Annotated in this window: 14 protein-coding genes and 2 pseudogenes; 14 read left to right on the top strand and 2 right to left on the bottom strand. The window is 43.3% G+C overall.

The window, feature by feature from the left end:
- Positions 1–32 precede the first annotated feature (32 nt).
- On the top strand, positions 33–488 hold the full coding sequence (locus NQ502_RS00485; protein ID WP_044983058.1) for a MarR family winged helix-turn-helix transcriptional regulator: 456 nt from the start codon (positions 33–35) through the stop codon (positions 486–488).
- Complete coding sequence (locus NQ502_RS00480; RefSeq protein ID WP_028527839.1) at positions 485–1,432, top strand: DUF1848 domain-containing protein; 948 nt, start codon at positions 485–487, stop codon at positions 1,430–1,432. The genes NQ502_RS00485 and NQ502_RS00480 overlap by 4 nt, the downstream gene beginning before the upstream one ends.
- Positions 1,433–1,536: 104 nt before the next feature.
- Here NQ502_RS00480 and NQ502_RS00475 read toward each other — a convergent pair whose 3' ends face one another.
- Entirely contained in the window at positions 1,537–2,454 is a 918-nt protein-coding gene (locus tag NQ502_RS00475) for a LysR family transcriptional regulator (RefSeq protein WP_028527840.1), read from the bottom strand.
- Positions 2,455–2,637: 183 nt separating this feature from the next.
- Between NQ502_RS00475 and NQ502_RS00470 the strand changes: the two genes are divergently transcribed.
- The 12 genes and pseudogenes from NQ502_RS00470 (at position 2,638) to NQ502_RS00415 (ending at position 10,662) form a co-directional block, all read left to right on the top strand.
- Positions 2,638–3,411 carry an NAD(P)H-dependent oxidoreductase gene (locus NQ502_RS00470; protein ID WP_341349391.1) on the top strand — a complete coding sequence of 258 codons (774 nt, stop codon included), beginning with the start codon at positions 2,638–2,640 and terminating at the stop codon, positions 3,409–3,411.
- 37 nt (positions 3,412–3,448) lie between these two features.
- Complete coding sequence (locus tag NQ502_RS00465; RefSeq protein ID WP_028527842.1) at positions 3,449–4,219, top strand: SDR family NAD(P)-dependent oxidoreductase; 771 nt, start codon at positions 3,449–3,451, stop codon at positions 4,217–4,219.
- Positions 4,220–4,253: 34 nt separating this feature from the next.
- Positions 4,254–5,366, top strand: a complete 1,113-nt coding sequence (locus NQ502_RS00460) for an aldo/keto reductase (RefSeq protein ID WP_028527843.1) — start codon at positions 4,254–4,256, stop codon at positions 5,364–5,366.
- Positions 5,367–5,428: 62 nt separating this feature from the next.
- The gene (locus NQ502_RS00455) at positions 5,429–6,076 is read left to right on the top strand and encodes a flavodoxin (protein WP_028527844.1); all 648 of its coding nucleotides are present in this window, start codon (positions 5,429–5,431) and stop codon (positions 6,074–6,076) included.
- A gap of 132 nt (positions 6,077–6,208) precedes the next feature.
- Positions 6,209–6,529 carry a zinc-binding dehydrogenase gene (locus NQ502_RS00450; RefSeq protein WP_028527845.1) on the top strand — a complete coding sequence of 107 codons (321 nt, stop codon included), beginning with the start codon at positions 6,209–6,211 and terminating at the stop codon, positions 6,527–6,529.
- A gap of 51 nt (positions 6,530–6,580) precedes the next feature.
- A complete protein-coding gene (locus NQ502_RS00445) occupies positions 6,581–7,753 on the top strand; it encodes an iron-containing alcohol dehydrogenase (protein WP_028527846.1) in 1,173 nt (390 codons plus the stop codon).
- 75 nt (positions 7,754–7,828) lie between these two features.
- Positions 7,829–7,936 (top strand): annotated as a pseudogene (locus NQ502_RS00440) (carboxymuconolactone decarboxylase family protein); the annotation flags it as partial.
- Positions 7,937–8,211: 275 nt separating this feature from the next.
- Positions 8,212–9,045 carry a carcinine hydrolase/isopenicillin-N N-acyltransferase family protein gene (locus NQ502_RS00435; protein ID WP_028527847.1) on the top strand — a complete coding sequence of 278 codons (834 nt, stop codon included), beginning with the start codon at positions 8,212–8,214 and terminating at the stop codon, positions 9,043–9,045.
- A 121-nt stretch (positions 9,046–9,166) separates the two neighbouring features.
- Positions 9,167–9,370: pseudogene (locus NQ502_RS19440) on the top strand (DUF3737 family protein); the annotation flags it as partial.
- Positions 9,371–9,372: 2 nt separating this feature from the next.
- Positions 9,373–9,855 carry a LysE family translocator gene (locus NQ502_RS00425; protein WP_049898050.1) on the top strand — a complete coding sequence of 161 codons (483 nt, stop codon included), beginning with the start codon at positions 9,373–9,375 and terminating at the stop codon, positions 9,853–9,855.
- A 13-nt stretch (positions 9,856–9,868) separates the two neighbouring features.
- On the top strand, positions 9,869–10,471 hold the full coding sequence (locus NQ502_RS00420) for a cyclophilin-like fold protein (protein WP_242830234.1): 603 nt from the start codon (positions 9,869–9,871) through the stop codon (positions 10,469–10,471).
- A gap of 11 nt (positions 10,472–10,482) precedes the next feature.
- Positions 10,483–10,662, top strand: coding sequence for a hypothetical protein (locus NQ502_RS00415; protein WP_028527850.1), 180 nt, complete (start codon positions 10,483–10,485; stop codon positions 10,660–10,662).
- A 202-nt stretch (positions 10,663–10,864) separates the two neighbouring features.
- Here NQ502_RS00415 and NQ502_RS00410 read toward each other — a convergent pair whose 3' ends face one another.
- Positions 10,865–12,331 carry a GntR family transcriptional regulator gene (locus tag NQ502_RS00410; protein WP_341349392.1) on the bottom strand — a complete coding sequence of 489 codons (1,467 nt, stop codon included), beginning with the start codon at positions 12,329–12,331 and terminating at the stop codon, positions 10,865–10,867.
- Between the last annotated feature and the right edge of the window lie 156 nt (positions 12,332–12,487).

Genomic DNA, 12,487 nt, shown 5'->3' with positions numbered 1-12,487 from the left:
CCATAAGGAGATTTGCTGAAAGGACGATGATTATGACAAAGGACGATAAACAAAACGCATACCTGTATTGCAAGTTCCGAGATGAACAGTTTGCTCTCTATGATGAATACGCCAAAAAAAATGGGATGCTTATGAAAACCCTGCTTGTTTTGAATGTTCTCTATTATGCAAAGGCGGGCATGACACAGCGGGATATTTGTCAGAAAACATTTCAATCAAAGCAGACAGTAAATCTGATTATAAAAAATCTTTTGAAGGATGGGTACGTTACCATTTGTGAAGACCCGGATAACGGGAGAAATAAACTTGTGGCAATGACAGATGAGGGGCGGGCTTATGCGAAAGTTCCGGTGACACACATTACGAAATCTGAGGATACCGCCATGTCCATGTTCACATCAGAGGAACAGGAGCAGTTAATCAGCCTGTCGCGGAGATTTACAAAAAACCTGACGGATTTAATCAATGGAAGGGGGGCTGAAGCATGATACTTAACACAGGAGGCAGAACAGATACTGTCCAGTATTACACGAAATGGCTGTTGAAACGTTTTAAAGAAGGCTATGTGCTTTCGCGTAACCCGCTGTTTCCCAATAAGGTTACCCGCTATGAATTAACTCCGGACAAGGTTGATTGCGTCGCATTTTGCTCCAAGGATTACGAGCCGATACTAAATGATCTGACAGATATTACGAGCCGATTCAACACCTATTTTCACTATACCATAACCGCTTATGGCAAGGATCTTGAACCCGGTGTGCCGGCCATTGAAAAAAGTATGGAAACGCTGAAGAAACTGTCGGCTATTGTCGGAAAACAGCGTGTTGCATGGCGGTATGACCCTGTGCTGCTGACAGAAAAATATACGATTCAAACCCATCTGAATACTTTTGAGAAGATGGCAAAGGAACTTGCCCCTTTCGTTGATCGCTGCATTTTCAGCTTTGTAGAGATGTATAAAAAGCTGGAAACAAATATGCCGGAGCTGATACTGCTCTCAGATTTGGACAAGGCTGCCCTGGCAAAAGGTTTAGGTGAGACGGCCGCCAAATATGGTTTATACATTCAGACCTGCGGGACAAACGGCGATTATTCGCAATATGGGATACATTCTTCCGGGTGTCTGACACTTGATATTCTTGGCGGTGCAAACGGTGTTGTGTTCAGGGACTTGAAGCATAAAGGAATGCGCCAGGGCTGCCATTGCATTGAAAGTCGGGACATCGGTGCCTACGATACCTGCATGAATGGCTGTAAATACTGCTACGCAAACAAGAACCCAAAGAGAGCATTTGAAAATTACAGGTACCACGACCCGGATTCTCCGCTTCTTCTGGGGCATTTGAAGGAAGCAGATGCCGTTTGTCAAGGGGCGCAAAAGACTTATTTAAACAGCGAAATCATCTGCGGGCAGCAGGCATTAAAATTGTAAAAGAATTTCGCCGATATTCCGTAATAGTATTGTGCTTCTGCTGGGTGCTGTCTTTGTATTTATTTTTGTCTACGGATTCTGGCTTTCAAAACATCTTGGAAGGATTACAGGGGTATACCGGATGATCTGCTGTCTGAGTATAGTTGTTCCTGCAGTGCCCCAATGAATTTTTCGGCAGGCTTTGACAGTACCTGATATTTCTTCCAGATAATACTCATCTCACTTTCAAGCGGTGGGTTTAGTGGACGGAAACAAAGATTACTGTCACCAGTCGTATTGATAATTCTGTCAAAGGTAATTGCATATCCAAGACCTTCATCCACCATTAAGGAAGCATTGAATATAAGATTATAAGTAGCTGCGATGTTTAAATCAGAGGCTTTTCGTTTTATCCACTGTGTGACACTTCCTCCTTTATCCTCCTGCTGTGAAAAGATCAAGGGCTTGTCCCATAAATCCTTTGGAGTAATAGATTCTTTCTGTGCCAGAGCTGAATCTTTCCGCATGAGAACACCCCAGACATCTCTGGCAGGCATTTTCAGTGCATCAAATCTTGTCAAATCTATGTTGGTAAATACCAGACCGAAATCAATCAATCCTTTTTCCAGACGTTCTGTGACAAATTCAGAATTTCCGCTGGATATATGATAATGAATGCCGGGATGGGATTGCTGCAGTTTTTTTGCGGTTTTGGCAATCAGGCGTATTGCATCTGTCTCGCCGGCTCCGATATAGATATCACCCACAGTGATATCGTCGGCGACGGTTATTTCTTTCTCTGTCTTTTTAACCAGATCCAGTATCTCTTCTGCGCGTTTCCGCAAAATCATTCCTTCTTCAGTCAGTGTGACTTTCCGTGACCCTTTGGTTCCGCGTATCAAGAGCTGTTTTCCCAATTCTTCTTCCATATTTTTAATCTGGGTTGAAAGAGTAGGCTGTGAAAGGTGCAGTGACTGGGCTGCCCGTACAATGCTCTGCTCCCTGGCAATTGCCAAAAAATACTGAAGTACCCGTAATTCCATATGACATCCCCTTAATTTTATATAATATTGTTATGATTCTGTATATCAGTTAGGCTAAGTCTAACATAAAAATAAATAGGTTTCAATTATACATAACAATTAAATATAAATATTTGCTATTGTATGGCGGCCAAATTATACTATACATAGAGCAGAAATAATGTAGGAGGTGCTGCACAATTAATGATAAATTCAGAATCCAAAGAAGAGTTAGTACAAAACCTGAAGGATGCCGGGTGTAGGATGGAAACCATTCAAGATTTTCTTTTATATCTGGATGAAAATCAGAAAGAGAAACAACTGGAACTATTGGAAAAGCACAGGAGACGGCTTCTGAGTAACGTGCACAGGGAAGAGAAGAAGATTTACTGTCTGGACTATTTAGTATACCAAATTAAAAAACGAGGAGAAGAAAAGATGAAAAAAAATATTTTAATCATTTCAACCAGTCTGCGAAAAGGGAGCAATTCAGAACGCTTGGCTGATGAATTTATGAGCGGGGCCAAAGCAGCGGGTCATTCTGTAGAGAAGATAGAAATCCGAGATAAAAAGATTGGTTTTTGCCGGGGCTGTCTTGCCTGTCAGCACACAGGAAAATGTGTCATTGGAGATGATGCCAATACCATTGCCGGGAAAATGCTGACGGCAGATACAATCGTATTTGCCACACCTGTTTATTATTACGAGATGAGCGGGCAGATGAAAACCATACTTGACCGGGCTAATCCGCTTTATTTTGCAGATTACAGGTTCCGGAAAATTTATCTGCTGGCAACAGCGGCAGACGAAAATGAGGATGCCGTGAACGGAGCGCTTACAGGACTGAACGGATGGATTTCCTGTTTTGAAAAAGCGTCTCTTGCAGGAACCGTATTTGCAGGCGGAGTGGATAAAGCGGATGAGATGGAACAACATCCGGCTCTGGAAAAAGCATACCGTATGGGAAAAGGAGTATAAGCTGGAGCTTATAAAAGGAAAAAGGAGATTGTAAATCATGGAAGCAAAAATGTTAGAAGGAAAAGTTGCGGTTATTACCGGGGCAAGCTATGGAATGGGACAGACTATGGCGGAACTTTTTGCAGAGGAAGGTGCCAGTGTTGTCCTGACCGCCAGAGGAAAGGAGAAACTGAATCAGGCAGTAGAGGGAATTTGCAAAAGGGGTGGAAAGGCAATTGGAATTGTTGCGGATACCTGTTCCACGGCAGACACAAAGAAGGTTATGGAGAAGACAATAGAGACTTTCGGAGACTTGGATATCCTGATTAATAACGCAGGAATCGGCGAACAGAAGATGATTGACGAGACCGATGATGAATGGATGATGCAGGTAATGAACACCAATCTGGGAGGACCGATGAGGTATATCAGAGAAGCATTAAAGATATTCATGCCTAAAAATGAAGGAGTCATTATAAATATTTCTTCTGTAAATGGAAACCGTCCTTTCTGCGGCGCAACTTATACTTCTACAAAAGGCGCATTGAACACGTTGACAAAAAATGTGGCAATGCGGCTGATTGATACAAATATCAGATGTAACGCCGTAGCACCCGGGGCAACAATCACACCGGCACACCTTGCCAACAAGGCGGGAGAGCAGCCGGGAGGAAATGAAATGCTGAAATACAGCGGCCATTATGTTTATTTTCCGGGCCCGGAATGTGAAGCAATGGATCAGGCATATGCCTGCCTGTATCTGGCCAGCAAGATGGGCAGAGCTGTCCGTGGGCAGGTGCTGCAGGTCTGCAATGGTGCGTTTCTGTAAAAGGCTCATTCTCAAACAAGGAGGGTAAAATATAATGCAATATAAAGAATATAAAGACGGTATCATGCTTTCCAGGCTGGGCATGGGAGTTATGAGGCTGCCGGTAGCAGATCAGGATGATTCCAAGATTCAGTATGAAGCAGCCAAAAAACTTATAGACCGTTGCATGAAAATTGGTATCAATTATTATGATACAGCTTACATTTATCATGGCGGAAATTCAGAAACTTTTTTAGGAGAGGCATTATCTGATTACCCCCGCAATAGTTTTTATTTGGCAGATAAATTTAATCTGCAGGCAAACCCGGATTACCGTGCACAATTTGTCCAACAGTTGGAACGGCTTCAAATGGAATATATTGATTTTTATCTTCTGCATGGGATTCAGGATAGTTTTGCGGATACCATGTTAGCGTGTGGTTGCATTTTCTATTTCGACACTATGAAAAAGCAAGGGAAAATCAAATATCTTGGTTTTTCTTATCATGGCAGTCCGGAAGAACTTTCGGAAATCCTAGAAGCCTATCCGTGGGATTTCGTACAAATACAGTTAAATTATTATGACTGGTATTATGGAGATGCAAAACAGTTATATGAAATACTGACTGAGGCACAAATACCGGTTATGGTCATGGAGCCAGTACACGGTGGATTGCTTGCAAATCTTGAGGAAGAGGCAGGCAGAGAATTAAAGGCAGCAACGCCGGATGCATCTTTGGCTTCCTGGGCAATGAGATGGGTGATGGGTCTTGAAAATGTACAGGTTGTTTTAAGTGGGATGAGTGATGAAGCTCAGGTATTTGATAACATAGATACCTTTGAAAAAGCAGTCCCCCTTACAGGAGAAGAACAAGAAAAAATAAAAACGGCTGCAAGGATTCAGTATTCTGCCTTGGCGGTAGCATGTACAGGCTGCCGTTATTGCTGTCCGGATTGTCCCAGTGGATTGGATATTCCCTTACTGCTTAAATCTTACAATGAAGCAAAACTTGGTGGTGCATGGCGCCTCAATAGTTTAAAAGCTGTCGTACAAGAAAAGCAGCCAGCTGCCTGTGTGGGATGCGGTTCTTGCAAAGAACACTGCCCACAGGGATATGACATTCCAAAATACATGGAAGAAATGAAAGCTATGATGGGCAGCATTTAGTCTACAAAATGTTTATCTTTATGTTTAAAAATACAGACAGAGCAAAAGGAGAAACAAAAAATATGAAAAAAATGAGACAATTAACCAGCCTTTTCATCGCAGTATGTTTGAGTTTTGGCCTGACTGCCTGCAGTAACGGCAGCCCACCTGCTGAAAACAATACGGATGTACAGGATTCCGGAACAGAACAGAGTACGGAAACTTCTGCTATGGACGCGGAGCCGGATGCTGGAACAGATGTATTAATTGCATATTTTTCTGCGACCGGCAATACGAAGGCGGCAGCGGAACAGATTGCAGAATTTACGGGAGGAGAACTCTACGAGATTGTCCCTGCCAATCCATATACTGAGGAAGACCTGGATTATAGTAACGATCAGAGCCGCACCTCACAGGAGATGGATGATCCAGCCGCACGCCCGGAGATCGGCAGTGAGGACATTGTAATGAACGGATTTACTACGCTGTACCTTGGATATCCCATCTGGCATGGGCAGGCTCCGCGTATCATGAGTACCTTTGTGGAACATTACAATTTTGACGGACTTACAGTCATTCCGTTCTGTACTTCCGGAGGCAGCGGGATCGGCTCCAGCGCAGAGACTCTGGAAGAGCTGGCCGGCAGTGGGAAGTGGCTTACAGGAGAACGCTTTAGCTCCGGTGTTTCCGAAGATGAAGTGCAGACATGGATAGAGAGTTTACAAGAATAGAAGGAAAATTTCGATTATGAAACGGAGAATGATGAAAGCGGCCGTATTGACGGGACCGCAGAAAATTGAGATTAAGGAAGTGCCGATCCCGGCACTGAAACCCGGCGAAATCGTGATTAGATAGACCCGCTTATGGTTGCCTACCACGCCATCCGCCGTTCAGAAATCAAGCTCCATGACAAGGTTCTGGTAGTTGGCAGCGGCATAATTGGGCAGATGCTGGGCGAGCTGTCCAAGAAGGCAGGGGCATCCTATGTGGCTATGTCAGAGGTGAATGATGTTAAAATTCAAAAAGCAAAGGAAATTGGTATTTTTGATGAGTATTTTGATGGAACTGATTCGCAGCGGGCGTCTTCTTTCAAAAAAGCTACAGACGGCGGATTTGATATTGTATTTGAGGCAGTGGGAGCGGCAGATGATCCGATGGTAAAGACTGTAGTAGGAATGAATTGAAAGAAGAACGAAACGAATTAAAAGATTTTTAACAGAAAGGAGAATGATATTATGTTAGGAAATTTTGTGTTTTCAAACCCTACAAAATTATATTTTGGAGAGGATTCTTTAGATTATCTAAATGAGGAACTTCCAAAGTACGGAAAGAACGTACAGCTTGTATACGGCGGCGGTTCCATTAAGAAAAACGGAATCTATGACAAAGTAACTGCTATATTAAAAGCAAATGGAAAAGAAATCTTCGAGGATGGCGGCGTTATGCCAAATCCGACGGTGGAGAAACTGTATGAGGGTGTTCAGATTGCAAGAGACAATCAAGTGGACTTTATCCTGGCAGTGGGTGGAGGCTCATGCTGTGATTATGCCAAGGCGGTTTCCATTTCTGTCAATTGCAAGGAAGATCCATGGGAAAAGTACTATCTGAAGATTGAGGATGTGGATAAAGATACAGGAATCATTCCGGTAGGCTGTGTGCTGACAATGGTTGGCACAGGGTCAGAGATGAATGGCGGAGCAGTTATCACAAATCATGAAAGTAAATTGAAGATCGGGCATGTGTTTGGGGACCGGGTATTTCCAAAGTTTGCGATATTAAATCCAACCTTTACCTATTCGCTTCCGAAGTACCAGATGGTTGCCGGTTTTTATGATATTATGAATCATATATGTGAGCAGTATTTCTCCGGGGAGGATGACAATACCTCTGATTATCTGATGGAGGGGCTGATGCGGTCACTCATACACAGCAGCAGAATCGCAGTCAAAGAACCGGAAAATTATGAGGCCCGAAGTAATATCATGTGGACAGCTACCTGGGCGTTGAATACGCTGGTGGCTATGGGCAAATCCACAGACTGGATGGTGCACATGCTTGGCCAGGCAGTGGGGGCTCACACAGATGCAACCCATGGAATGACGCTTTCTGCAGTATCCCTGCCATATTACCGCCATATCATGCCTTATGGACTTCAAAAATTTAAACGGTTCGCCATGAATGTGTGGGATATAAATCCGGAAGGAAAATCGGATGAAGAAATAGCAGCAGAAGGATTAAATGCCATGGAGGCATGGATGAAAGAAATCGGGGTAGTGATGAACATCCGTGAGCTTGGTGCGACAGAAGACATGCTGGATGGACTTGTGAAGAGTACCCTTGTTATGGAAGGTGGATATAAGGTGCTGACACAGGAAGAAATCAAGAAGATTTTCGAGGAAAGTATGTAGCAGTAAATGTCCATACAAGCATGGCTATTTGGCTCGTTGCTCGCGGGAATAAAAAAGCAGTTAAGGATGATTGAGATGGAAAAGGTAACTGCGGGAAAGGATAAACTGGGAGATTTTGCACCAAAGTTTGCTGAATTAAATGATGATGTATTATTTGGGCAGGTGTGGGTCAGAGAGGACAAATAGCAGAAATGCCAAACAGTACAAGGAAAGAAGAGAAAGAGGTTGTTTAAGAGTCATGCTTACTCTTAAGCAGCCTCTTTTGTTCATAATGTAGATTCATAATGTAACGCAAAAATAAATTGTTTAAAACTATACAAATACATTATTTATAAGTATTGGTTATCTGAAATTATGAATGTTATGATAAAAGCAGTTTAGAAATTGTTTATCTTTTTGTTAGCCGCATGTTATTCCTGGGGCTTACAGTATTAACAGATGAAAGGAGTGCAAAAGAAATGAAGAGGGAATTATGCATAGTATGCATGATCACCCTGATCTTTAGTATTGTAACCGGGTGTGCACAAAATACAAATACATCTGAAAATACAGTACAGACAAAAACAGCAGAGGGAGAAAACATGGCGAAGAATACCATCACACCAGATACTGATATAACAGAACTGGAGGATGGATTATCTGTTTCCTCAGTCAACATAGACTTTATCCAGGCAGGAGGTCTGGACATTTCAAGGCTTCCGGACACGGCACAGGCAATCATCGGGATGTATGCGCCGCTGGACGGCATGAACGAAGAGGGATTAGCCGTATCTGTCAACATGATTGAAGACACCGATACCATAGAGCAGGATACCGGGAAGCCGGACATTACCACCACTACAGCCATTCGTCTCCTTCTTGATCAGGCTGCAAATGTAGAGGAAGCGCTAAGCTTACTGGAGCAATACAACTTACATGCATCCATGGGAATAATGATCCATCTGGCTCTTTCTGATACAGCTGGGAACAGCGTAGTCGTGGAATATGTAGACAATGAGATGAGTGTTACAGAAACACCTGTTGTCACTAATTTTTATCTGTCTGAAGGTGAAAAACAGGGAATTGGAACATCCCAGTCCCATGAAAGATTCGACATTCTAAGCGAAACGCTGGAAGAAAAGAAAACCATGACTGAGACTGACGTAAGGGATGCGCTGGACAGTGTGCGCAAAGATAACTTCGGTGAATTTGAATCTACAGAGTGGAGCATTGTTATGAATCAAGAGACGAAGGAACTGACATATTACCACAGAGAAAATTACGGACAAGGCTATAGCATTGCTGTTGAGTAGGGAAGGAAGGGAGAAAAGGATGAACTATTTTAAAACATTGATAGATTTGTATCGTTTGAAAAGCCCTCTGGGACATGTCCATGCCGCAGACACTGTTCCTTCTGGCAAAACGTCCAAGAATCATCTTGAATTGGTGGGGAATTACTCCTTTGACGGCGTGAAAAATATGGAAATCCATAATGCAAAGATGCTTTCCAAAGATGCCTTCTGGAACAGTGAGAATGTAACGGTGTATGATTCCTTCATATCCGGGGAATACCTCGGCTGGAACGCAAAGAATCTGACCTTGATTAACTGTACCATCGAGAGCCTGCAGGGGATGTGTCAATGACCGCACAGAGAACCTTGAATTACGGTGTGAAAGCCGGTCTGTTAACCGGTTTGGGCTCCTCTGTCACAGACTGTCTTTATGCCTGTGTCGGAGCCTTTGGACTCAATCTTATATCAGACTTTCTACTAAAATACCAAAACATCGTTAATCTGGCCGGGGGATGCCTGATTGTGGGAATGGGTATCCGGATGTTTGCTTCTTCCTTTGCGGTGGGAATTACCAACCCGGCGGCAATTCTCACTTTCCTGTTTGCATTTTCCTGGTTTGGGATTCATGGGCAGACAGGACTGGCAGAAGGGATCGGTTTGGTTTGCGGTGTTTTCATTGGAACTTATATCTGGTGGGGAACTCTTACCGGCGCAGCATCCATGTTCAGGAAAAAATCAAAAAAGGACTGCCTGCCTGTTATGAACCGGGTATTTAGACTTATATTAATTCTATTTGGAGCAGTGATTCTGGTTAGGAATTTTCTAAATTAAAAGGGGAACTATCATGAAAAAAAGATATTGCAGCGTGTTGCTGGTACTTCTTTTTGCATTAGCACTGTCTGCTTGCGGAAACAGCGCAGACGAAGATCAATCGGTTCGTCCATCAATAGAGGAAGAAACACGCAGTGTGGAAAGTTCAGGTGGAGAAGATGAAGATCCTTTGGCAGAAGTTCCAGAGGACATTTCCGAGGATGGACAAAAAGCATCCACGGATGAAGGTATAGACAACAGCAGAGAAACAGGAGGTGAAAAGATGCAGGAAATGACAGTGGAAGTAAGCGGGCAGAAATTTCAGGCGTCCTTATATGATAATGAGACGGTACATGCGTTTCTGGAGCGACTTCCTATGACACTTGATATGGAGGAATTGAATGGAAATGAAAAATTCTATTATCTGGACGTGGGACTGCCCGCCAACTCTGAAATTGTGGGAAATATTAAGGCCGGGGATATTATGCTGTTTGGTTCCGACTGCCTTGTTCTGTTCTTCGAGGATTTCAGCACTTCATACAATTATACCCGTATTGGTCATATCGAAGAAGAAGAGGCGTTTGTCAAGGCACTGTCGGGAGGAACTGTGGAAATAACCTTTGAGGCAGAGGAATAGGAGGGGACACAATGAAATTTCAATTTGATAACATCATTCGGCACAAGGTCAGCCGGGGGCTGAATACAGATGAGGTAGCGGAGCCAAATGTATTTGCCGCTGTGGCGCCCATCGCCGCATTTACCTGCGGCGGGGAATGGAACAGAGTTTTGCCGCTTTATCCGCAGCTACAGTGGTCTTTATCTCCTTGACGGAAACGAGTACCGGAATGGAGAAGGGTTCCTGCGCATGAACCTTGCCTGTCCGAGAGAGCAGGCGGAAGAAGGACTGAAGCGTCCAAAAGAAAGTGTATCTGCCTATGAGAGGTGGGCAGCGGAGCAATGTTAGAAAAAGAGGCAGCAGTAAATGAAAAATAGAATCCCTGCACTGATATTTCAGACTTGTGAATACAAATTAGTATTTTTCTGGAATCTGTATATAGGCGGCTCTGTAAAACCTGTATTTTTTTATCATATATTCTTTCGCGCGCTTTAAAATGTAACGATAGCAGTCTGCAATGCCGTCTGCAAAAGCCGTCACATTCCCTTCACGCAGATATTGGAATGCTTCCAGGACCTTTTTATTGAGCTTTTGTATGACCAGTTTCTTGTTATCGTAATAAGCAATATAGTGTCCCCATTCGGTAAGACGAAAAGCTTCGGTTAATATCACCTGCAATGGTTTCAGATCAACATGATTTAAAATGACTTCAAACATAGCTATGATATAAATGGATTCAGCCTGACTGAATGTCCCTTCCAGTTTTTCTAAATCTGTTGGAGACAACCTTGGAGCTGCAATGGAGGCTGCCGGATGAATAATTAATACTAACAATTGTAGTGCATGCAGATATTGCAATGCCTCCTGCGAACGCCGTGGAGTGGGAAGCATCTGATTCACCCGGGAATCATCCGGTTCTATAACGACAGTTCCTTTCGCATTTAAGGTTTTTACTAGACCTCTCTGCTCCAGTTCAGCCAATGCTTTTCTGACTGTGGAAACAGAGACGCCGTACTGGCCGGACAGCTGTTTCTCATAAGGAAGAAATGTTCCGCGGGGATATTCCCCGCTGCCGATTTTCCGGTTCAGATCGCTGATGATTCTTGAGTAGAAGTAATCCTTGCCTCGTGTCGGTTTCCAGGAAAATGAAACGGGAGCCTGGAGAGGACACTGGGGCGTCGTATTCGCCAAATGTTCTAAAGTATCAGTGATGGTGTCTGCAAATCTCTGTCCTAAATCTGCGAACTGCTGATGTTTCACAGAAGGATTGTTCCCTTTTAAAATATCTATAATAATCCCCGTCACGGATACAGAATTCTGCAGAAGGTTCTCTAAAAAGTGAGGACATCTTTCTGTAAAAAAACTAAGGTTGTGATAAAGCTCAAAAATCGAATAGAGATTGCCAAGCAGAGGGTTACCCCCAATTTCCAGTACCTCTTTTATAAAATCGGAAGAAGGCCGCCAGCCGCCGGCCGCAATTCCCAGGCGTGATACTTTCGCAGCCTGTTTATAATGGGGCAGCATTTCCAGATCACAGTCCTGTGAAGCAAAAACCAGAAGCGGCGGCAATAACAGTGCGAATGTTTGATATATCTGCACAATGCTGTCTCTTTTTCTCAGGACATCATACAACATATATTCCGTTTTTTGTTTATCTGTTCCTGCGAGGACGGTTGGAGCGAGACGAGGCTGAATTTCGATCATTCCTTCTTCTTTCAACACATCAAAAACTCGGTTAATTGTATATCGGCTCACCTGAAAGTGATTGCAGAGCGCCCTTGAAGATGGCAGCCGGTTCCCGGGAAGGACCTGCCCGTTTAAGATGCGCTGCTTAATTTCACTGTATATAAATGAGAACTTGGTTTCCTGTGGTTCCATCATTCATCTTCCTTTCCTTTTACATTCAATTATACTTCGTATATGACAGTTTGTCAGTAAAAAACACGCAGCTATGTGTACACCTGTCCAATATGATTATTGCAGTCTGCAGGAAGTATATTTATAATTAAGATCGTAAAATGATGATGAAAGAGATTG

The organism is Ruminococcus gauvreauii (assembly GCF_025151995.1).
GTDB lineage: Bacteria > Bacillota > Clostridia > Lachnospirales > Lachnospiraceae > Ruminococcus_G > Ruminococcus_G gauvreauii.
The sequence above is the reverse complement of the archived record's forward strand: the minus strand, read 5'-3'. Positions and strand labels throughout refer to the sequence as shown.

Coding starts and splice junctions, on each gene's coding strand:
- NQ502_RS00485 (WP_044983058.1), top strand. CDS start 33: ATGACAAAGGACGATAAACAAAACGCATACCTGTATTGCAAGTTCCGA.
- NQ502_RS00480 (WP_028527839.1), top strand. CDS start 485: ATGATACTTAACACAGGAGGCAGAACAGATACTGTCCAGTATTACACG.
- NQ502_RS00475 (WP_028527840.1), bottom strand. CDS start 2,454: ATGGAATTACGGGTACTTCAGTATTTTTTGGCAATTGCCAGGGAGCAG.
- NQ502_RS00470 (WP_341349391.1), top strand. CDS start 2,638: ATGATAAATTCAGAATCCAAAGAAGAGTTAGTACAAAACCTGAAGGAT.
- NQ502_RS00465 (WP_028527842.1), top strand. CDS start 3,449: ATGGAAGCAAAAATGTTAGAAGGAAAAGTTGCGGTTATTACCGGGGCA.
- NQ502_RS00460 (WP_028527843.1), top strand. CDS start 4,254: ATGCAATATAAAGAATATAAAGACGGTATCATGCTTTCCAGGCTGGGC.
- NQ502_RS00455 (WP_028527844.1), top strand. CDS start 5,429: ATGAAAAAAATGAGACAATTAACCAGCCTTTTCATCGCAGTATGTTTG.
- NQ502_RS00450 (WP_028527845.1), top strand. CDS start 6,209: ATGGTTGCCTACCACGCCATCCGCCGTTCAGAAATCAAGCTCCATGAC.
- NQ502_RS00445 (WP_028527846.1), top strand. CDS start 6,581: ATGTTAGGAAATTTTGTGTTTTCAAACCCTACAAAATTATATTTTGGA.
- NQ502_RS00435 (WP_028527847.1), top strand. CDS start 8,212: ATGAAGAGGGAATTATGCATAGTATGCATGATCACCCTGATCTTTAGT.
- NQ502_RS00425 (WP_049898050.1), top strand. CDS start 9,373: ATGACCGCACAGAGAACCTTGAATTACGGTGTGAAAGCCGGTCTGTTA.
- NQ502_RS00420 (WP_242830234.1), top strand. CDS start 9,869: ATGAAAAAAAGATATTGCAGCGTGTTGCTGGTACTTCTTTTTGCATTA.
- NQ502_RS00415 (WP_028527850.1), top strand. CDS start 10,483: ATGAAATTTCAATTTGATAACATCATTCGGCACAAGGTCAGCCGGGGG.
- NQ502_RS00410 (WP_341349392.1), bottom strand. CDS start 12,331: ATGATGGAACCACAGGAAACCAAGTTCTCATTTATATACAGTGAAATT.